The sequence below is a fragment of the Cypionkella sp. genome (genome assembly GCF_028290025.1).
GTDB lineage: Bacteria > Pseudomonadota > Alphaproteobacteria > Rhodobacterales > Rhodobacteraceae > Cypionkella.
On sequence record NZ_JAQGKQ010000074.1, the window covers coordinates 21,154 to 40,953 of the forward strand.

General features: G+C 58.6%; 18 protein-coding genes and 2 pseudogenes. 11 read left to right on the forward strand and 9 right to left on the reverse strand.

Features of this window, described 5'->3' with window-relative positions:
- Positions 1 to 35 precede the first annotated feature (35 nt).
- Entirely contained in the window at positions 36 to 1,574 is a 1,539-nt protein-coding gene (murJ, locus tag JWS10_RS12000) for a murein biosynthesis integral membrane protein MurJ (RefSeq protein WP_299507698.1), read from the reverse strand.
- 304 nt (positions 1,575 to 1,878) lie between these two features.
- Here murJ and JWS10_RS12005 point away from each other — a divergent pair, with 304 nt between their 5' ends.
- Complete coding sequence (locus JWS10_RS12005) at positions 1,879 to 2,130, forward strand: GlsB/YeaQ/YmgE family stress response membrane protein (RefSeq protein ID WP_299480534.1); 252 nt, start codon at positions 1,879 to 1,881, stop codon at positions 2,128 to 2,130.
- Positions 2,131 to 2,207: 77 nt separating this feature from the next.
- Positions 2,208 to 2,678: a YidB family protein gene (locus tag JWS10_RS12010; protein ID WP_299507700.1), complete on the forward strand. Its 471-nt coding sequence runs from the start codon at positions 2,208 to 2,210 to the stop codon at positions 2,676 to 2,678.
- Positions 2,679 to 2,830: 152 nt separating this feature from the next.
- On the opposite strand, the gene JWS10_RS12015 is transcribed toward JWS10_RS12010, so the two are convergent.
- Together JWS10_RS12015 and JWS10_RS12020 are read right to left on the reverse strand one after the other, a co-directional pair.
- Positions 2,831 to 5,611 carry a [protein-PII] uridylyltransferase gene (locus JWS10_RS12015; RefSeq protein WP_299507702.1) on the reverse strand — a complete coding sequence of 927 codons (2,781 nt, stop codon included), beginning with the start codon at positions 5,609 to 5,611 and terminating at the stop codon, positions 2,831 to 2,833.
- 17 nt (positions 5,612 to 5,628) lie between these two features.
- Positions 5,629 to 6,804, reverse strand: coding sequence for a penicillin-binding protein activator (locus JWS10_RS12020; protein WP_299480525.1), 1,176 nt, complete (start codon positions 6,802 to 6,804; stop codon positions 5,629 to 5,631).
- Between the two features lie 83 nt (positions 6,805 to 6,887).
- Between JWS10_RS12020 and rsmI the strand changes: the two genes are divergently transcribed.
- The 3 genes from rsmI to gshB are packed head-to-tail and all read left to right on the forward strand — an operon-like array spanning position 6,888 to position 9,107.
- Positions 6,888 to 7,760: a 16S rRNA (cytidine(1402)-2'-O)-methyltransferase gene (gene rsmI / locus JWS10_RS12025; protein WP_299507704.1), complete on the forward strand. Its 873-nt coding sequence runs from the start codon at positions 6,888 to 6,890 to the stop codon at positions 7,758 to 7,760.
- Entirely contained in the window at positions 7,757 to 8,110 is a 354-nt protein-coding gene (locus JWS10_RS12030; protein WP_299507707.1) for a YraN family protein, read from the forward strand. Before rsmI ends, JWS10_RS12030 begins: the two co-directional genes overlap by 4 nt.
- Positions 8,111 to 8,165: 55 nt before the next feature.
- On the forward strand, positions 8,166 to 9,107 hold the full coding sequence (gene gshB, locus JWS10_RS12035) for a glutathione synthase (RefSeq protein ID WP_299480516.1): 942 nt from the start codon (positions 8,166 to 8,168) through the stop codon (positions 9,105 to 9,107).
- A gap of 103 nt (positions 9,108 to 9,210) precedes the next feature.
- Here gshB and JWS10_RS12040 read toward each other — a convergent pair.
- From JWS10_RS12040 to JWS10_RS12050, 3 genes and pseudogenes are all read right to left on the reverse strand, one after another.
- Positions 9,211 to 9,819, reverse strand: a pseudogene (locus tag JWS10_RS12040) (ATP-binding protein); the annotation flags it as partial.
- Positions 9,820 to 10,126: 307 nt separating this feature from the next.
- On the reverse strand, positions 10,127 to 10,696 hold the full coding sequence (locus JWS10_RS12045) for a Panacea domain-containing protein (RefSeq protein WP_299507709.1): 570 nt from the start codon (positions 10,694 to 10,696) through the stop codon (positions 10,127 to 10,129).
- Between the two features lie 101 nt (positions 10,697 to 10,797).
- On the reverse strand, positions 10,798 to 11,085 hold the full coding sequence (locus JWS10_RS12050; RefSeq protein WP_366943537.1) for a DUF6471 domain-containing protein: 288 nt from the start codon (positions 11,083 to 11,085) through the stop codon (positions 10,798 to 10,800).
- Positions 11,086 to 11,179: 94 nt separating this feature from the next.
- Between JWS10_RS12050 and JWS10_RS12055 the strand changes: the two genes are divergently transcribed.
- Together JWS10_RS12055 and JWS10_RS12060 are read left to right on the forward strand one after the other, a co-directional pair.
- Positions 11,180 to 12,139 carry an IS1595 family transposase gene (locus JWS10_RS12055; RefSeq protein WP_299507712.1) on the forward strand — a complete coding sequence of 320 codons (960 nt, stop codon included), beginning with the start codon at positions 11,180 to 11,182 and terminating at the stop codon, positions 12,137 to 12,139.
- A gap of 78 nt (positions 12,140 to 12,217) precedes the next feature.
- Positions 12,218 to 12,769, forward strand: coding sequence for a hypothetical protein (locus tag JWS10_RS12060; protein WP_299507714.1), 552 nt, complete (start codon positions 12,218 to 12,220; stop codon positions 12,767 to 12,769).
- A 361-nt stretch (positions 12,770 to 13,130) separates the two neighbouring features.
- Here the strand turns inward: JWS10_RS12060 and JWS10_RS12065 are convergent, their stop codons facing one another.
- The 3 genes and pseudogenes from JWS10_RS12065 to JWS10_RS12075 form a co-directional block, all read right to left on the reverse strand.
- Positions 13,131 to 13,601: a hypothetical protein gene (locus JWS10_RS12065; RefSeq protein WP_299507717.1), complete on the reverse strand. Its 471-nt coding sequence runs from the start codon at positions 13,599 to 13,601 to the stop codon at positions 13,131 to 13,133.
- Between the two features lie 68 nt (positions 13,602 to 13,669).
- Positions 13,670 to 14,587: pseudogene (locus tag JWS10_RS12070) on the reverse strand (ATP-binding protein); the annotation flags it as partial.
- A gap of 62 nt (positions 14,588 to 14,649) precedes the next feature.
- Complete coding sequence (locus JWS10_RS12075) at positions 14,650 to 15,531, reverse strand: glutathione S-transferase (RefSeq protein WP_299507719.1); 882 nt, start codon at positions 15,529 to 15,531, stop codon at positions 14,650 to 14,652.
- Positions 15,532 to 15,727: 196 nt separating this feature from the next.
- On the opposite strand from JWS10_RS12075, the gene JWS10_RS12080 reads away from it, so the two are divergent.
- From JWS10_RS12080 to moeB, 4 genes are all read left to right on the forward strand, one after another.
- Positions 15,728 to 16,600, forward strand: a complete 873-nt coding sequence (locus JWS10_RS12080) for an RNA polymerase factor sigma-32 (RefSeq protein ID WP_299476613.1) — start codon at positions 15,728 to 15,730, stop codon at positions 16,598 to 16,600.
- A gap of 195 nt (positions 16,601 to 16,795) precedes the next feature.
- Positions 16,796 to 18,004, forward strand: coding sequence for a bifunctional phosphopantothenoylcysteine decarboxylase/phosphopantothenate--cysteine ligase CoaBC (gene coaBC / locus JWS10_RS12085; RefSeq protein WP_299507721.1), 1,209 nt, complete (start codon positions 16,796 to 16,798; stop codon positions 18,002 to 18,004).
- A 97-nt stretch (positions 18,005 to 18,101) separates the two neighbouring features.
- The gene (dut, locus tag JWS10_RS12090; protein ID WP_299507792.1) at positions 18,102 to 18,572 is read left to right on the forward strand and encodes a dUTP diphosphatase; all 471 of its coding nucleotides are present in this window, start codon (positions 18,102 to 18,104) and stop codon (positions 18,570 to 18,572) included.
- Positions 18,569 to 19,603 (forward strand): molybdopterin-synthase adenylyltransferase MoeB, encoded by a 1,035-nt coding sequence (moeB, locus tag JWS10_RS12095; RefSeq protein WP_299507794.1) that lies wholly within the window; start codon positions 18,569 to 18,571, stop codon positions 19,601 to 19,603. The genes dut and moeB overlap by 4 nt, the downstream gene beginning before the upstream one ends.
- Positions 19,604 to 19,800 lie beyond the last annotated feature (197 nt).

The following is a 19,800-nucleotide window of genomic DNA, read 5'->3' on the forward strand; positions in this document are numbered from 1 at the left end:
TTTTGGCGAGTTTATGGGACGTGCGGTGCGGATGTTTAGCTTCGGCGAAGTTTGCGGAAGTCTGACAGGCGGAACGCTCCGATTGCGCTGCCCGCTGCGTAGTAGCTTAAGGCACCTGCGGCGATCAGCAGGGCGAGGCCGGCGTAGCGCCAGCCGTGGCTTGCCAGCATATCGCCGAGCACGGTTTGGCCGGCGTAGAGCACCAATCCCATCACCAGTGACGCCACGATGATGCGGGGGGCGCGGCTGCGGAAGCGGGTGTCGAAACGGGCGGCGTCGCCCATGCGCTTGGTGCCAAGCCAGAGTTGGGCGGCCATCATCCAGCCAGCGAGAGTTGTCGCTAGGGCGGCGGCGGCGAAGCCGATGTAAGGCATTAAACCGACGGCGATGACGGCGTTTATGATCATTGAGACGATGGCGAAGCGGAACGGGCTGCGGCTGTCTTCGCGGGCGTAGTAGAGCGGTTGGTAGACTTTGTGCAGCACGAAGGCGGGGAGGCCCGCGCCGTAGATGGCGAGGACGAGGGCGGTGGCGGCGGTGTCGTCGGCGCTGAAGGCTCCGCGTTGGTAGAGAACGGCGGTGAGTGGCAGGGCGATCACCATCAGGGCTATGGCGCAGGGGAAGGTGAGGGCGAGGGCGAGTTCGGTGCCTCGGTTAAAGCTTTCCCGGCCTCCGGCTTCGTCGCCTGCGCGGAGGCGGCGGCTTAGGTCGGGCAAAAGGACGGTGCCGATGGCGATGGCAACGACTCCGAGCGGGAGTTGGTAGAGTCGGTCGGCGTAGACGAGCCACGATACCGCGCCCTCGGTGTAGGAGGCGACTTGGCGGCCGACCAGCATGTTGATTTGGACGACTCCGCCGGACAGGATGGCGGGGCCAGCGATAATGGCGAGGCGTTTGAGTTCGGGGGTGATCTTCGGCCAGCGTGGTGCGAAGGTGAGGCCGAGTTTGGCGGCGGAATACCAGGTGAAGGCCAGTTGGGCGACGCCAGTGATCGGAACGGCCCAAGCGAGGGTCAGGCCCATGTCCCAGCCGAATTTGGCGGCGAGGAACATCATGGCGATGAAGACGAGGTTCATCAGGACGGGGACGAAGCCTGCCTCGGTGAAGTGGCCGTAGGCGTTCAGGACGCCGGACAGCAGGGCGACGAGGCTGATGAACAGGATGTAGTTGAAGCCGATCTGGCCGTAGATCACGGCGAGATCGAAGCGGGCGTCGCCAGCGAAACCGCTGGCCATCGCCCAGACCAGCCATGGCATCGCGAAGGTGCCGATGATTGAGAAGATGATCAGGATCGCCGCGAGGCCGTTAAAGGCGTCGCGGGCGAAGCCGTTGGCATCCTCGCCGCCCTCCAGCTTTTTGGCGAACATCGGGACGAAGGCCATGTTGAAGGCACCCTCGGCGAAGAAGCGGCGGAACATGTTCGGCAGGCTGAAGGCGACGTTGAAGGCGTCGGCTACGGGGCCCGCGCCGAGGTAGGCGGCCATCATCATGTCGCGGGCGAAACCTGCGCCTCGTGATAACAGGGTCCAGCCGCCGACGGTGAGGATGGAGCGCAGCAGGCTGATTGGTTTCATGGGCGGCCCCTTGTTTGGGCAAGGCTTACAGGGGAATGCGGGCGGGGTGAATTGCGAAAGTTGGCAGGGTGGAAGAGTCGGTAAGGGCGTGTTCACGCGTGGACAGGTGCGCGGCTTACAAGATTTCAATGGGTTAGATGGGGGTGCTTAACGTTTTGTTAGCGATTGGGAAGAAACGAGTTGGATTGGGTAGCGCGCGTTTGTGTGAGGTTTGTTGGTCCGGGTGTGGTTTGACCATCTGTGATGGAACGTATTTCAATATTGCGCGTTTAGACCCGTACTTTGACAAAACTAGGGGAACTCAATGGGTATTATCTGGACAATTCTGATCGGTTTCGTTGCGGGCGTGATTGCCAAATTCCTGACTCCGGGTCGCAATGAGCCATCGGGGTTCATTCTGACCACCATTCTTGGCATCGTTGGCGCGTTTGTCGCGACCTACCTTGGGCAGGCGATGGGCTGGTATGCACCCTATGAGGGCGCTGGGTTGATCGGTGCTGTTGTTGGTGCGGTGATTGTGCTGCTGATCTGGAGCTTTGCATCGCGTCGGACATGAATGCTGGGGCGAGCTTGGCTTAGCCTTTGTAAACATCAACGATAATGAGGAGAGATCTTATGGCTAAAGGGCCTTCAATGACTGCTCTGCTGGCGCTTTTGGCGGTTGCAGGCTATCAAAATCGCGATCGGATCAGCGATATGTTGCGCAAAGCTGGTGGGCCAAGTGATCAGCCTGCTGCGGGGATAGACGGGCATAACAGTCAGTCGATGGGCAATATCTTGTCTGATATCGGGTCTTTTTTCACTGGGTCGAACGGGGCTGGCGCTTTGTCGGGTGGGCTTTCGGGCCTGATCGAGCAGTTTCGCGGCAACGGTCACGCTGATACCGCAGACAGTTGGGTGGCATCGGGTGAGAACAAACCCATCGCCGCGCCAGATCTTGAGGCGACGTTGGGTGAGGACACTTTGGCAGAGCTGCAGGCTAAGACTGGTCTGAGCCGGGAGACTTTGTTGGAGCGCCTGTCGCGGACGATACCTGAGGCGGTGCATGGCATGACGCCGGATGGGCGGCTGCCGACGGAAGAAGATGCCAAGGGCTATATCTGAGGTTCGACTTCGGTGTGGCTGGGAATTGATACCGATCGCGGGGTCTGCGGTCGGTATTTTTGTATTCGCTGAATGGCGTGATCTTGGGCAGCCGCTGGGGTTTCACACCCCAGACCCCGTGGGATATTTAAGCAAGTATGAAAGCCCTTAGGCTAAGGCACGTTTTGGGCGCGTTCTACGCCTTCGGTGATGGCTTGGCGGAGTTTGCGGTCTAGGGCTTCTTGTTTGGATTTGGTGTGCAGCTTCAGGCCGAACATGTCTTTGACATAGAACGCATCGACGACTTGCGCGCCGTAAGTGGCGATCACCGCCGAGGCGATGTAGATGTTATTGGCGGCCAAAGTGCGGGTGAGGTCATAGAGCAGGCCGGGGCGGTCGCGGGTATCGACCTCGATGATCGTGTAGATTTCCGAGCCTTCGTTGTCGAAGGTGATATGGGTCGGGAAGCGGAACTCACGCTCGCGTTTCTTCACACGGTCACGGCCAGCGAGGGCTTCGCGGGGGATGACTTCGCCGCGCAGGGTTTTTTCGATCATGCCGCGCAGGCGGGGCAGGCGTTCGACGTCATAGGGTTTGCCGTCGGCGTCTTGTATCCAGAACACCGGGGTCGCGTAGCCGTCTTTCGAGGTGTAGGTGCGGGCATCGACGACGTTGGCACCGACGAGGGCCAAGGCTCCAGCAAGGCGGCTGAAAATGCCGGGGTGATCGCCGAGCGCAAAGCAAGCGCGGGTGGCGTCGCGGGCGGGCTCGGGGTGCAGATCAATGCGAATCTCATCGTTGCCGAGGCCGCGCAGCAGGCGGGCGAAAATTTCCTGCGTGTCGGTGGAAAGGCCCTGCCAATAGGGCGTGTAGTGGCGGGCGGTCTCGGTATTGACGTCAGCGGCGGGCCAATCGTGCAGGCGTTCGCGCAGGGCGGCTTTGGCCTCATCCTCGCGTTTGACACGGTTGATGGTTTCCAAGCCACCCTCTAACGCTTCTGCGGTCAGGCTGTAAAGCTGGCGCAGCAGCATGGCCTTCCAGTTGTTCCATGTCGTCGGGCCAACGCCGCGAATGTCGCAGACCGTCAGCACGGTGAGCAGGTCGAGCCGCTTGCGGGTTTTCACCGCTTTGGCGAAATCGCGCACGGTGCGGGGATCGCCGATATCGCGTTTTTGCGCCATGTCGGACATCAACAGGTGATAGCGCACCAGCCATTCGACGGTCTCAGTTTCCTCTTGATCGAGGCCAAGCCGGGGGGCGATACGGCGGGCCATTTGCGCGCCAATGATCGAGTGATCTTCTGGGCGGCCTTTGCCGATATCGTGCAGCAGCAGGGCTACATAAATCACCCGGCGATTTACTCCGGCTTTCAGAATCGAAGACGACAGCGGCAAGTTTTCGACCAGTTCACCGCGCTCGATTTGCGCCAGAACGCTGATGGTTTGGATGATGTGCTCATCCACCGTGTAGTGGTGGTAGACGTTGAACTGCATCATCGCGACGATGTTTTCAAACTCGGGGATGAAGGCGGAGAGCACGCCGAGTTCGTTCATCCGGCGCAGCGCACGCTCCGGGTTGCCGTGTTTCAGCATCAGATCGAGGAAAATGCGCTGGGCTTCGGGATTGTCGCGCAGATCGTCGTCGATCAGGTGCAGGTTGGCGGCGATAATCCGCATGATGTTGGGGTGCAGCAGGTGGCGTGAGCGCAAGGCTTCCTCAAAAGCGCGCAGCAAGTTCAGTGGGTCGGCGAGAAACTCGGCGGGGTCTATCGCGTCAATGCGGCTTTGCACCAGCTTGTAGGGCGGCTTGACCTTGCGGCGGTTGAGCAGGCCGAGGATGCGGGCCTCGGGTTTGGCATGGCGGGCTTCGAGTTCGGTCAGGAAGATGCGGGTCAACTCGCCCACATGCGTCGCGTGACGGAAGTAGTCTTGCATGAACAACTCAACGGCGCGGCGGCCTGCGCTGTCGTGGTAGCCCATGCGGGCGGCGACATCGACTTGCGCATCGAAGGTCAGCTGATCGACGGCGCGGTGGGTGATGTAGTGCAGATGGCAGCGGGCGGCCCATAGGAAGTTCTCGGCACGCTCAAACTGGTCATATTCCTCACGGCTGAGCAGGCCAGCGGCGACCAGACCCGCGGAGGACGACACCCGCAGCAAGTATTTGCCGATCCAATACAGGGTTTGCAGATCGCGCAGACCGCCTTTGGCTTCCTTGACGTTCGGTTCCAGCACATAACGCTGACCGCCTTGGCGTTTGTGACGCTCGGCACGTTCGGCGAGTTTGGCCTCGATAAACTCGGGGCCGGAGTTGCGGAATAGGTCGGACCACAGGCGCTCGTTAAGTTCGGCCGCGAGGGCTGCATCGCCCGCGATGAAGCGGTGCTCTAGCAGGGCGGTGCGGATGGTGATGTCGCCACGGCCTAGCCGGATGCAGTCGGCGACGGTGCGAGAGGAGTGGCCGACTTTGAGTTTCAAATCCCACAGCATGTAGAGCATTGATTCAATGACGGATTCTGCCCATGGGGTGATTTTCCGTGGGGTGAGGAACAGCAGGTCAACGTCGGAATACGGGGCCATCTCGGCGCGGCCAAAGCCACCTACGGCGAGGACGGTGAGGCGTTCAGTTGTGGATTGAGTGGGGTGCAAGTGGTCGCGGGCGACCAGCAAAGCGGTGGTTACCAGCACATCGGTAAGATGCGATTGCGCGGAAATGAGCGCGCGGGCGTTCAAAGGGTGCAGCAGGAAAGCCGCCTCTAAAGCCTCATTCGCGCGGTTTTTCGCAAGCTGCATGTGGCGCACCGCGATGGCACGGCCTGCGCGGGTATCGGTGCAGCCATCCAGATCGGGGATGATCGCCGCAAGCAAAGCCCCGCCATCGATCAGATCGGCGGCGGGGATCAGCAGCTCAACACGCGCGGCAGGGCCAGCGGCGGGCGCCAAAGCGGATTTCATGGCTGGCGTCGTGCCTCTTACGATCCAAAGCCGCCAAAGCTGCGCGGTGCAGGATCGACCACGACAGCGCGGCCGCTTTGGATTTGCGCAATGGCAAGGCCGCGTTCATTGGTGCCATCCGAGCGCAGCCGGAAGATGCCATTGACGCCAACAAAGCCAGCGCCTTGGGTGAGGGCTTGTTTGGAAAGCGGGCCGGAGCCTGCCTTTTTCATCAGCGCCCCGATGGCCGCCATACCGTCATAGGCGAGGCCGGAAATCGGATGCGGCGGCTCGTTGAAGGTGGATTGGTAGCGCGATTGGTATTGCGCATAAAGTGCGGGATCGGGCAGCGCAAACCAACCGCCTTGCACGCCCGGAAGCCCCAGCGTTGCGGCTGGAATATCCCAGCGGGTCAGGCCGATGAACTGGGCGGAAGCGCTCGACAGGCCATTGTCGGTCAGCAGTTGGCTGACCAAAGGCAAAGCGCCTGCGGTATCGGCGGTCAGGAACACCGCCTGCGCACCGGAAGATTTCGCCGAGGCCGCGATACCCGGAGCAGCCGCAACCACGCCGTTTTGCGAGAATTCATAATTGCCGGTGGCGACAACAGTGCCACCCGCCGCAGCAACTGCCTGAGCGATAGCCGCGCGACCGATTTCGCCTGCGGTGTTGCGATCATTGACGATCATCACCTGCGACTTGCCTTGCCGCACCGCGTAAGTTGCCAGACGGCTGGCGGTATTGCCGAAGGTTGGGCCGAGAACGAAGACGTTGTTGCCAGCGATGTCGGGGTTATTCGAGAACGCGAGCACGTTGACGCCAGAGCCTGCGACGGCAACGCCTGCGGCATTGGCCTCTTGCGCGAATACCGGGCCAAGGATGACTTGCGCGCCTTCGGCAACGGCTTTGGAAGCCATCGCGGCGGCCTGTGCGGGTTGGCCTGCGGTGTTGTAAACGCGCAGATCAACCTGCGCCGAACCGCCGAGATCGGAAATTGCCATCCGCGTGGCGTTTTGCAGTGAGCGGGCAAGCAATTCATCACTGGCTTGGCCGGAGCCTGCTGGCACCAGCAAGGCCACCTGAATTTTACCCGAAGCACTGCCACTGCCGGCTGTCGGACTGCCTGCGGGCACGCAGGCTGCGAGCAGCACCGCCGCTGTGGCAACAACAATCTGGCCCAGCGACTTGCGGGCCCGGTTCAAAACGGACAACATAGAGCTCCCTCACCCTTAGCGGATTTGGCCGACAGGTTAAGCGCATCGGGCCGGGAAGTAAACTTGTCAGGGAGGGATTCGGCGTGACGATCAGCAGAGCGGCACCGCAGATACAGCGCCTGACGGCAGGGTTGTATTTTTTGGCGACCCCGATCGGGGCTGCACGCGATATCACTTTGCGGGCGCTGGATATTCTGGCCTCGGCGGACGTGCTGGCGGCGGAAGACACCCGGACATTGCGACATTTGATGGAAATTCATGGGGTTAGCCTCGGGGATCGGCCGCTGGTGGCGTATCACGAGCATAACAACGATGCAGCCCTGCCACGGCTGATGCGGGCGATTGCCGAGGGAAAATCGGTGGCCTATGCGTCGGAAGCGGGCACGCCGCTGATTTCCGATCCGGGGTTTCAACTGGGCCGCGCGGCGATTGCGGAAGGGTATCAGGTGTTGTCGGCCCCCGGAGCCTCGGCGGTTCTTTGCGCGCTGACGGTGTCGGGGCTGCCGTCGGATCGGTTTTTGTTCGCCGGATTTCCTCCCTCAGCCAAGGGGGCGCGGCAAACATTTGTGCGAGAGTTGGCGCAGATGCAGGCGACGGTGATTCTTTATGAGTCGCCGAAACGCGTTAAGGGATTATTAGATGATTTGGTGCAGATTCTGGGGGGATCGCGTAAAGCTGTGGTGTGTCGGGAACTTACCAAGCGATTCGAGGAAATCTCGCGTGGCACGTTGGACGAACTTGCGGATGCGTTTGACGGGCGCGATGTGAAGGGTGAAATCGTGGTGCTGATTGATCGGGCACCGGAACAAGTGGCAGATGCGGCAACGGTGGAACAGGCTTTGGATTTGGCTTTGACACATATGACGATGAAGGATGCGGCCTCTGCGGTGGCGCAGGCTTATGGTCTGGCGCGGCGCGACGTGTATCAACTGGCATTGAAAAGGGCGGGTGCATGAGCGGGGCGCGGTCTTATCACGCAGGTTTGGCGGCCGAAGATCAGGTGGCGCAGCTTTATGATCGCTCGGGGCGTGTGGTTTGTGCGCGGCGTTGGCGCGGTTCTGCGGGTGAGATTGATTTGATCGCGCGTGACGGTGCTGAAGTGATTTTCATTGAGGTTAAGCAAAGCAAAACCCATGCGCTGGCGGCGGAACATCTGACGGCGCGGCAGATGGCGCGCATTTATGGGGCTGCTTCAGAGTTTCTAGCGGGCGAACCGGCGGGGCAGTTGACCGAAGTGCGGTTTGATCTGGCTATGGTCGATGCGATGGGTCGGGTCGAAGTGTTGGAAAACGCTTACGCCGCCTGATTGCATCCGGGCGGGGCTTGCTGCATCAAGTGGGCAATGCATTCCGGAGAGTCTCATGCCGCTGAAAGTCGCCCTACAGATGGACCCGATCGGGTCGGTCAATATCAACGCTGACAGCACGTTCCGCATTGCGCTTGAAGCGCAGACGCGCGGGCATTCGTTGTTTTTCTATACGGCGGATAAGTTGGCCTTTGTCGAAGGTCGGGTGATGGCGCGGGGGTTCCCGATCACTTTGCGGCGCGAACTTGGCAATCATGTCAGCTACGGGCCGGAGGCTGAGGTTGATCTGAGCGAGTTTGATGTGGTGTGGCTGCGGCAAGATCCCCCGTTTGACATGGGTTACATCACCACGACGCATTTGCTGGATATGATTCATCCGAAGACTTTGGTGGTGAATGATCCGTTCTGGGTGCGGAATTATCCCGAAAAATTGTTGGTTCTGCGGTTTCCCGATCTGACGCCGCCGACGGCGATTGCGCGGGATTTGCAGACGATTCGTGAGTTTAAAGCGCGGCATGGCGATATCATTTTGAAGCCGCTTTATGGCAATGGCGGGGCCGGGGTGTTCCGGCTTGACCCGAATGACCGCAATTTGGCCTCGCTGTATGAGATGTTTACCGGGATGAATCGCGAGCCTTTGATCGTGCAGAAGTTCTTGCCGGACGTCTCGAAGGGCGACAAGCGGGTGATTTTGGTCGATGGCGAGCCGGTGGGCGCGATCAACCGGGTGCCGCAGGATGGGGAAACCCGCTCAAACATGCATGCGGGGGGGCGGCCTGAGAAGGTGGGTCTGACCGCGCGCGATCTGGAGATTTGTGCGGCGATTGGGCCGACCTTGCGCGAGCATGGCCAGATTTTCGTTGGGATCGACGTGATTGGTGATTATCTGACCGAGATCAACGTGACCTCGCCGACCGGGATACAGGAGTTGGAGCGGTTTGATGGCACCAACACTGCCGAACGGATTTGGCAGGTGATTGAGGCGAAGCGGGCTTAAGGTTGGCGGTTAATGTAGCATTGGAAATCGCGTATTTTCTCAAAACGCGTTTTCCGTTGCTGTTATTTTTCATGGCTGCGAGTCCCGCTAAACCAGAATCGCCTCAGTTTTTCGCGCCCACAGCCAGACGGTAGCTCACTGCTTCTGCAATATGCGGTAAGCGAACTGTGGCGGAGTTATCGAGGTCGGCGATGGTGCGGGCGACGCGCAGCACGCGGTGGTAGCCTCGGGCGGAGAGGCCGAAGCGTTCGGCTACTTTTATCAGCAGGGCGCGGCCTTCGGGATCGGGGGCGGCTACTTGCTCTAGCAGACTGCCCTCCATATCGGCGTTAACGCGGGTGTCTGGGGCGTCTTTAAAGCGCGCGGTTTGCACATTGCGGGCGGCTTGCACGCGGGCGGCGACCGCTGCCGAACTGTCGCCGGACGACGGCAGATCGAGGTCGGTATAGGCCACGGGCGGGACCTCGACGCGCAGATCGAAGCGGTCCATCAGCGGGCCCGAGATGCGGCCGAAGTAATCCTCGCCGCAGATCGGCACCTTCGCGCAGGCGCGCGCGGGGTCTGACATATAGCCGCATTTGCAGGGATTGGCGGCGGCGATCAGCAAAAACCGGCAGGGATAGCGGATGTGGGCGTTGGCGCGCGCTACCATAATCTCACCCGTCTCAATCGGTTGGCGCAGGGTTTCCAGCACGGCGCGGGGAAATTCCGGTATTATGGAGCAAACTCACCAAATATGGTTATAATCGTTCAGTATGGATCGTACTTTTGAATGTCCTCAATGGTGATGTTTTTATTGGCATCAATAGAGAATGACCAAACGAGAGCCGGACATTTCCCAATAGATTCAGATACGATATAACGAATTTGATAGAAAAAATCGCACTCTACAATTTTACACCCATACGGGTTTCTCATCAGTGCGTCGCTGACGGGTAGCCACGCCAGATCTAACAATCTCCATCCGCCAAGGAGTTCGACTTCGGGTTCACACCTCGGGTCAATAGTAAGCTCACGCATTACTGAGAGCGAATATCATTTTGTTCTGCTAGCCTCTGCAACCTTTGAATATGTAGTGGCAGCAGGGGCCTGTCAGATAGGAAGGCGCTCTCGTACGGCATTGGGTCGCCGTCATGGCGCGTACTCCACGCGGCACCATGCGAGTCATCGCTCGTTTCTGTACCAGTCATTGCCCAATAGTAAGTTATCGCACTGTCAACGAACGAAATATCTTCCGCACTGAAAAGCGCAAGGTTCGGCTGGTGCAGCGCAGAAGGGCGTTTCTCGATTTTCCCTCCGCCGAAGTCTGTGATTTCTTCACGCACCACTCCATCACGAAGCATTTCACGGTACAGAGGCATCATTTCCTTTGGGGCAGGGCCTTGCGGAAGTCTTTGGTACGCGCGGCCCGTAACCGGCACCTGTCTAATGGCATACGAACTGAAATCCGACTTCCACAGAATTTTGTTTAGCTTCACCCGGCCAAAGTACTTCGCGCCGATATTTTTCGTGCAAATATAAAGGATTAGCTGGCGAAGCCGATCTTGGCCGCCAGGTAGATTTACCCTTTGAGTTAGCACAGGTGACATGTGACGGGTCCTCTTTAACTCACACTACCATATATAGTATCTTACGCCAACTTTGTTCCTTTTCAGCGCAAAATCACTGGATTGTGAGTCTGAAATGCTACTCAAGATCGTAGTAAGCTAGAATCTGAGCTAATTGCATCCATGCACATGAGAAAGAACGCTGCGCTGAACCCCCCACGACTTATCTTGTTTGCAACGCCTCCAACACTCATTGTAACGCCTATACCCTTAAGGCGCTCCGTCAGTTCTGCGACGGTCAAACCCTTCGCGTCCATGGCTTCCCGCAACAGGCGCTTTGCCCGATCCTCAAAATCGACGTTTATAGGATCGTCCTTGCGGGCAGTCGGGGTCGGCGGCGCAGGTCGGTGCGACTTGTCGATCATATTCATAGGCGGCTCCAAAATAACCGGATATGGTGAATATAACGCTTGACGGGGCGGTTGTCCAATGGCATATCAGTATAACCATATAAGGTTATACGCCATGGCTCAACACTTCCTCCTGTCGCCCGCTGCCAAAACCCTCTCACTGGTTAAGGTCATGCGTATGTCCGATGAGGAAGCCCGCGCTTCATTCCGCAAAATCCGCTGGACTGAAACCAATGGCGAGCCTGTATGCCCGGAGTGCGGTAGCTGCGAAGCCTACGACCTGAAAACCCGCCAAGTGTACAAGTGCAAGGATTGCGCAAAGCAGTATAGCATCACGTCGGGCACGATCTTTTCAAGTCGCAAGCTAGCTGTACGCGACATCCTTGCTGCAATCGCGATCTTCGTTAACGGCGCAAAAGGCTACAGCGCCCTGCAAATGTCCCGCGATCTGTCGGTGGACTACAAGACCGCCTTCGTCCTGCTGCACAAGGTTCGCGAAAGCATAGAGTTGGCCCGCGATGGTGGCGCTCTTGCTGGCAACGTCGAAGTTGATGGCGCTTACTTCGGTGGCTACGTGAAGCCCGCCAACGAAGTTGCAGACCGCAAGGACCGCCGCTTGAAGCGCAACCAATCCGGCAAGCGTCAAGTTGTGCTGGTGATCCGCGAAACCAATGGCCGCACTGTTACCGCTGTAGGCAAACATGAAGGCGAAGGCGTGGCCTTGGTTCGGGCGAACGTTGTGGCTGGAACCACTGTACACGCCGATCAGGCTTCGCATTGGGATAAGTTGGCGGCTCACTTCCCTATAAAACGCATCAACCATGACGTTGCTTACTCGAAGGACGGCGCTTGCACCAACATGGCAGAAAGCTTCTTCTCGCGCCTGCGTCGTGCAGAAATCGGCACTCACCACCACATCGCCGGAAAGTACCTCGGCGCTTACGCCGCTGAAATGGCGTGGCGTGAGGACAACAATCGCGTCGCCAACGGAAGCCAATTTGCAATGCTCGTTGCAGCCTCGGTCGCCGCTCCCAAGTCAGCCGTTTGGTGTGGATATTGGCAACGCAGGGCTTAAGTGTAAGTGTTGACGAATTGGGCTTGCTGTGTGTTGTGACCTAACGTAAGTTGACGAGATCAACAGAGTGAATGAGTCATGGACGATCAAAGCATCATCAACCAACGGATCGCGTATGTCGTGGAGCAAAGTGAGCACTTGCGCGATCAACTGGCAAGGTTCGATGCTGAGCTTGCTGAGTTGACTGCTGCCGCCAATGTAATCGCGCGTTTAGTTGGCGCGAAGCGTACAGACAGGCAGAATGCAGCCGCTAGATCCCTGTCCGAAACTATTCACCGGGCGCAAGACAAAGACCGCAATGCGTTGAGAAAAAAATCTGACGTTCCCACGATGCCTGAATACATCATTATGGCGCTGGAGCACGAAAAGCGCCCGATGGCACCTAAGGAAATTACAGAGACGATTCGTCGAAAATGGTGGCCGGAGGTTGATGCCCATAAAATTGGCAGTATCGTCTGGCGATTGAGTAATCGAAACGACATTGAGAAAATTGAGGGAACGTCAAACTATCGACTCCCTACAAAAGACGAAGGCCCTGACGGGGGTATCCTTGGAGGGAAACCGTCAGAGCCTTCATTGTTTGGACCCTTCGCGCAAGACCGTAAAGCCGGCTCGGGGGGTGGTGCATGATAATACGTTAATACTATCAAGAGTGGTCTCGGCTTTCGCCGGGGCCACATTTACGTAAATGACCGATTTACGGCCACCCTAGCAGGTATGACTATGATTCATTGAGTGATTCAGGTCAACCGTAATCGGTCGAGCATATGGAAAACGCATAATGCACGACTGCAAAGTGACGCCCGCCATGGCGTCCGTAATCAAACTGGCAAGGTCTCTTGGTGTGCCTTACTCATGGATTTCCGGGTACTATCAGGGACTAAACTTTGGGCGTATCGCCGATGTGATGAAGGGTCGAATGTTCCCCAACATCCCACCGGCGCAAACGCTACCTTTGGACTTCCCAACTATCTGATAACGTTAAGGGCGGCTAACCAGCCGCCCTTTTTAGCACCCACAGCTTGTAAGGACCATTTACGTCATGGTCCGTGGTCCAGCCTGTATCCACGATAAGTCCCTGCTCTACACAGGTCTTTATGCAGGCACCGATACGCTTACGCAGTGTGCATAGCGTGGCCTCGTCTGCTACAAGCCCGCGATCAGATGCCCATAGTTCGGTGATCTGGCGGGACGTGATCGGCGCTGTAGCCTCACGGAAGCATCCCAGCACGAAGCTTTTCACTGTACCTTTGGCCGCGCGGTGTTTGGTCACATATTCTTTTATGGCGTAGGTATCCGACTGCGGATCAAACAAGCGGATGGCTGCGTCTAGGTGATCTATGTCTACCGTTAGCTTTTTGATTTCGCGTTTGTACTTCTCACGAAGGGCGTTGAGTTCGGCGTGTTTGGCAACAAGGCCAGACACAGTGTTAGGTCGGTCATATTTGGGAATGTTCATCATGTCAGCATTATAGCTAACCATATCTGATTGGTCTATAACCTTATATGGTGAGTTTGCTCCATAATACCGGGAAATTCGGGGAACTCATCCATGAACAGCACGCCGTTATGCGCGAGGCTGATTTCGCCGGGTTTGGCACCTTTACCACCGCCAACGATGGCGGCCATTGAGGCTGTGTGGTGCGGCTCACGGAATGGCCGCGCGCGCGAGATGCCGCCCTCGGACAGAAGGCCCGCCAGCGAGTGAATCATTGAAGTTTCAAGGGCTTCCATGGCGGAGAGCGGCGGTAGGATGCCGGGCAGGCGGGCGGCGAGCATGGATTTACCTGATCCCGGCGTGCCAACCATCAGCGTGTGATGGCGACCGGAGGCGGCGATTTCCAACGCCCGTTTGGCGCGTTCTTGCCCTTTCACATCGCGGAAATCGCGGCCTGTGGCTTGCGGGGCGACCTCACCTGCTTCGGCGGGAGTGATGGGGATTTGCCCGGTGTAATGGCGGACCACGTCGTTGAGGGTGGCTGCTGCGAGAACTTGGGTGGCACCGACCCAGGCGGCTTCAGCGCCGCAAGCCTTCGGACACAAGAGCACGCAATCGTTTTCGGCGGCGGTCATCGCGGCCGGAAGTGCGCCAAGCACCGCGATCAGGCGACCATCGAGCGACAACTCACCCAAGGCGACGGTGGCCTCAACTGCGTCTTTCGGGATGATTTCCAGTGCCGCTAGCAAAGCCAAAGCGATGGGCAGGTCGAAATGTGAGCCTTCCTTCGGCAAATCTGCCGGAGAAAGGTTAACCATGATGCGCTTGGACGGCAGCGCAATCGACATTGAGGCCATCGCGGCGCGGACGCGTTCTTTTGCCTCGGACACCGCTTTGTCGGGCAGGCCGACGACGCCGAAATACGGCATACCGGGGGCAATGGCGCATTGCACCTCGACGATGCGGGCTTCGACGCCTTCAAAGGCCACTGTGTAGGCCCGTGCGACCATCGCACCTCTCCCCGTTAAGCTTTGTTAACGGGTAGGGCGCAATGGTTTACGAATGGTAAAGATCAGGCTGTCGCTTGATAAATCGCCATGAATTTTGGCCATGCCTCGGGGTCGGCTATGGTTTTGTCGCGGCAAAAGGCGTTGCAAAAACCGATGCGACGATCTTGGATTTCAAGCACATGGCTGATCGGCTTGCCGGAATAGGGGCATACGGCGTTCTCGGACGCGGTGCCTTTTACCGGGCGGGAGGCGAGAGGAACCGGGCCGGGCCACGGCCTGCGCGGATAGCTACGCCGGTATAAATCCTGATCTGCGCCGTCAATCATGCCCATCGCGCGCCAGCGTCGGAACGAGGGATGCGCAAGATGAGCATGGACATAGGCCATCGCCGCGGGTGCAAGCGGCAGATTGTAGCTTGCGATGCGCGCGGCGACGGGGGCAAAGAAAGCGTCTGCGGCAGAGTAGTCGCCACACAGCCAAGTGGTTGATCCGGTTTCGCTTTGTGCCCAAGCCCAGAGAAGCTCGAGCCGTTTCAGGTCGGCCAGAACCTCGGGCGGTGGGGCGCAATCGGTATAGCTGACGCGCAGGTTCATCGGGCAATGACTGCGCAAAGCCACAAAACCCGCGTGCATCTCGGCCGCTACAACGCGGGCTATGGCGCGGGCTTTGGGATCGCTCGGCCAAAGGCGCGCGTCGGGGTGACGCGAGGCAAGCTCTTCTGCGATGGCGATGGTTTCAGTCACCACGACGCCGTCGGGCGTGCGCATGGTTGGCGCGGTTTTGGCCGGGAAGAAGTCTTTCAAAACATTCGCCAGCTCATCGGTGTATAACCGCGCCGTATGCAGTTTGACCGGGATATTGAAGGCATCAAACAGCAGCCAACCGCGTAGAGACCAACTGGAGTAGGCGCGGTCGCCGATAACGAGATCGTAGGGCGTGGTCATTTTTGGCTCCAATTCACAGTTGGCGCCACGCTAGGCGATGCCAGTGCGTCAGGGGAAGTGCTGATTTGTGGGCGAGTCCATCACGAAAATTGATGGCTGGGCGATAAATATGTTTCCGGCCGGGGATCCAATGGGCGGTCGAGCGCGTATCTATCTTGTCCGCAGAGACGCGAAGGCAAGCCCACCGGGGGATTTTATGGCATTAGACCAAGCTTATCCGCAATATTTGTCGCGCCAAGCGCGCTCGGCAGAAATGCTGGATGCCGAAACCGAGCTGCGTCTGGCTTATGCGTGGCGCGATCAGCGCGACGAGGTGGCGCTGCACCGTCTTATCACCGCTTACATGCGACTTGCGATTTCGATGGCCGCAAAGTTTCGCCGTTACGGTGCACCGATGAATGATCTCATTCAAGAGGCGTCGTTGGGGTTGATGAAGGCGGCGGAGAAGTTTGATCCGGATCGTGGCGTGCGGTTTTCGACCTATGCGGTGTGGTGGATCAAGGCCAGCATCCAAGATTATGTGATGCGAAACTGGTCGATTGTGCGCACGGGCAGTACATCGGCGCAGAAGTCTTTGTTTTTCAATATGAAGCGGGTGCAAGCCAAGCTGGAACGCGAAGCAGCGGCGGAAGGGTCGGTGCTGGATCAGCATCAGTTGCGCGCCAAAGTGGCGGCAGAAATTGGTGTGCGGATCACCGAAGTCGCCCTGATGGAGGGGCGGCTTGCTGGCTCGGATGCGTCGCTGAATGCAACGCAGGCAGACGAAGACGGGCGCGAGTGGATTGACGCGCTGCCCGATGATGCGCCGCAGGCTGCCGAGCAGGTCGAGGCGTCGCATGATCAAGCTTTGCTGCGCGGATGGCTGGTGGCGGCGATGCGGGGGCTGACTGCGCGGGAGCGGCATATCGTGACCGAGCGGCGTCTGCGCGAGGAGCCCCGTACGCTGGAGGCTTTAGGGGCGGAATTGGGCGTGTCAAAAGAGCGTATCCGGCAGTTGGAAGTGGCGGCCTACGCTAAACTTCGGCGCTCACTTTCGGCACAGTCGGGCGAAGTGCTGGCCCTACTGTAACGAGTTTCGCTGGCTTGAGCCAATCGTGACCGTCGGTGAAGGTTTTTTCCAAATGCCGCGTTGGTATCGGGAGAAAACCTGTCATGCGACGGCATCTTGACCCCCGATGCGTCTTAGCAAGCAAGCTGACCTGCTTTAGGTCGTTGAGTTTGAACCCTGCTGCGCCTACATCTAGGCGAGGTAGAGGAGTGGTTCATGCTGGCGAACAAGCGGATTTTGCTTATCATTGGCGGCGGCATTGCGGCCTATAAGTCATTGCTCTTGATCCGACTTTTGAAAGGCGCGGGGGCCGCGGTTACGCCGGTTCTGACGCGCTCGGGGGCAGAATTTGTCACGGCTCTTTCAGTCAGCGCATTGGCGGGTGAGAAAGTTTACGCGGCGTTGTTTGATCTGACGGACGAGGCTGAGATGGGCCATATTCATTTGTCGCGGGTGGCCGATTTGATTGTGGTTGCGCCGGGAACCGCAGATTTGCTGGCAAAAATGGCTCAAGGTCGGGCCGATGATTTGGCGTCTACGCTTTTGCTCGCCACCGATACCCGCGTTTTGGTGGCGCCAGCGATGAATGTGCGCATGTGGCAGCATCCGGCGACGCAGCGCAATCTGGCGCAACTGCGCGCTGACGGCGTGCTATTTGTTGGGCCAAACGACGGCGAGATGGCTTGCGGCGAGTACGGGCCGGGGCGGATGGCGGAACCTGCCGAGATTTTGACGGCGATTTCTGTGGCCTTGGCGGCGCAGGGAATGCCGGGCCCTTTGGTCGGGCGGCATGTGCTGGTAACCTCGGGACCAACGCACGAACCTATTGATCCGGTTAGATATATTGCAAACCGATCGTCGGGCGCACAAGGCACGGCAATTGCGGTGGCGCTGCGGGATTTGGGCGCGCGGGTGACGTTTGTGACCGGGCCGGCCTCGGTGCCAGCGCCGGAAGGTGTTAACGTGGTGCGCATTGAGACGGCGGCAGAGATGTTGGCAGCGGTTGAGGCGGCTTTGCCAGCGGATGCAGCGGTGATGGCGGCGGCGGTGGCGGATTGGCGGGTGGCCAATGCAAGCGGTTCGAAGCTGAAGAAAGATGGCTCTGGGCAGGCTCCGGCACTGGAGTTCGCCGAGAATGTTGATATTTTAGCGCGCGTTTCCAAGGGTTTGCAGCGGCCAAAACTGGTGGTTGGGTTTGCCGCTGAAACTGAGCAAGTCGCGGAATATGCAGCCGCGAAGCGCTTGCGTAAGGGCTGCGATTGGATCGTGGCGAATGATGTTTCGCCCAGCACCGGGATCATGGGCGGTAGCGAAAACGCGGTGACGCTGATCACCGGCGCCGGGGCCGAGGTTTGGCCGCGTATGGCGAAAGACGCAGTGGCGCGGGCTTTGGCGGACCGAATTGCGGCGGCTTTGTTGGGGTGAAGTCTGAAATTGCGGAGAATTGCGTGGGTTATGGCCTGACGGATGGCGTTTGGTGGCTCTGGCGGATGCCTCCGGCTGGGATATTTGGGCAGAGAGGATGCGCATGACGGTTGTGCAAGTGATGTGGGAAGATTGGGCAGATCGCGGCGTGGCACTGCCCGTTTATCAAACGGCGGGGGCGGCGGGCGCAGATATTTGCGCCAATCTGCCCGAGGCGGATCGAGTGACCGGGATCGTGCTTGCGCCGATGCAGCGCGTGGTGGTGCCAACCGGGATTCGTGTTGCGATTTCAATCGGGTATGAGATGCAGATCCGGCCTAGGTCTGGATTGGCGGTAAAGTTTGGCATCAGCCTACCGAACACTCCAGGCACGATCGACAGCGATTATCGTGGGCCACTGGGCGTGGCATTGGTAAATCTGGGCGCGCAAGCCTACACGGTGCGGCATGGCGACCGGATTGCGCAATGTGTGATTGCGCCAGTGATCCAAGCGAGCTTTCAAGTGGTTGATAATTTAGACGAAACCGCACGAGGGGCGGGTGGGTTCGGCTCCACCGGGCGGAGCTGATGCTGGTTCTGGCGCTTGCCACTGCGCTCTGGATTTTGGGCTGGGCTTTGAACACGCCCAAGAGAACCCGCTGGGCTGCGGTTGCGGTGCTGTGGTTGGCGGTAGTTCTGGTCAATCTCGCGCTGCCCGTCGGCCATCCTGTGCGTGAAATGACTGGCGGCGATGCGCGGGTTTGGCTGGCGGTGGCGCTGGGATTTGCAGCGATCGCTGGGTATCGCAGTTTGCTTAACAGACTGAAATTTCAGGTAGATCTTAACACGCCGGCGACAGTCTCGGCCGCGTTTTCCAGTGGCGAAGTCGAGCGTTACGCCCGTCATATTCTGCTGCGCGAGATTGGCGGGCCGGGGCAGCGGCGCTTGAAAGACGCTAAGGTACTGGTGATCGGCGCGGGGGGGTTGGGTGCGCCGATTTTGCTATATCTCGCGGCGGCAGGGGTGGGTGAAATTGGCGTGATCGACGATGACAGCGTTGAGGCGAGCAATTTACAACGTCAGATAATTCATACAGATCAACGGATTGGCATGGATAAAGTGCAGTCTGCGGAAATCGCGATGCGCGCGCTCAATCCTTTTACGGTGGTCAAACCGTATCATCGGCGGCTGGATGCGGCCTCGGGCGGCCTGATCGCGGAATATGATCTGGTTTTGGATGGCTCAGATAATTTTGACACGCGTTATCTGGTTAATCGGCTGTGCGTCGCGGCGGGAAAACCGTTGGTCGCGGCAGCAATCACCCAGTGGGAGGGACAGCTTTCGGTTTATGATCCGGCTAAAGGAAGCCCTTGTTACGAATGTGTTTTTCCGGTTCGCCCCGCGCCGGGAATGGTGCCGTCTTGTGCGGAGGCTGGGGTCGCGGCCCCCTTGCCCGGGGTGATGGGCAGCATGATGGCGATGGAGGCGATCAAGCTGATTACCGGAGCCGGAGAGCCGTTGCGCGGGCGGTTGCTGATCCATGACGCGCTCTATGCAGAGACGCGGGTAATCGGAGTGAAACCGAGGTCGGATTGCGCGGTGTGTGGTGTAAAGCGCTGATATTATACATTAATTGCTTCCAATGTCTGCTGCGCAGATACGGGCCACCAATCGGGCCTTGTTTACGATTTGTTCACGTATGGTAACTATTCTTAGCGAAACCTGCCTCACCTTGTGGATATAAGAAATGGTTGTCGTTCAGATTATACTTCGGTGGCTGGTGGCCCGGGTCCACATGTTTGGCCCGTACGAGACCG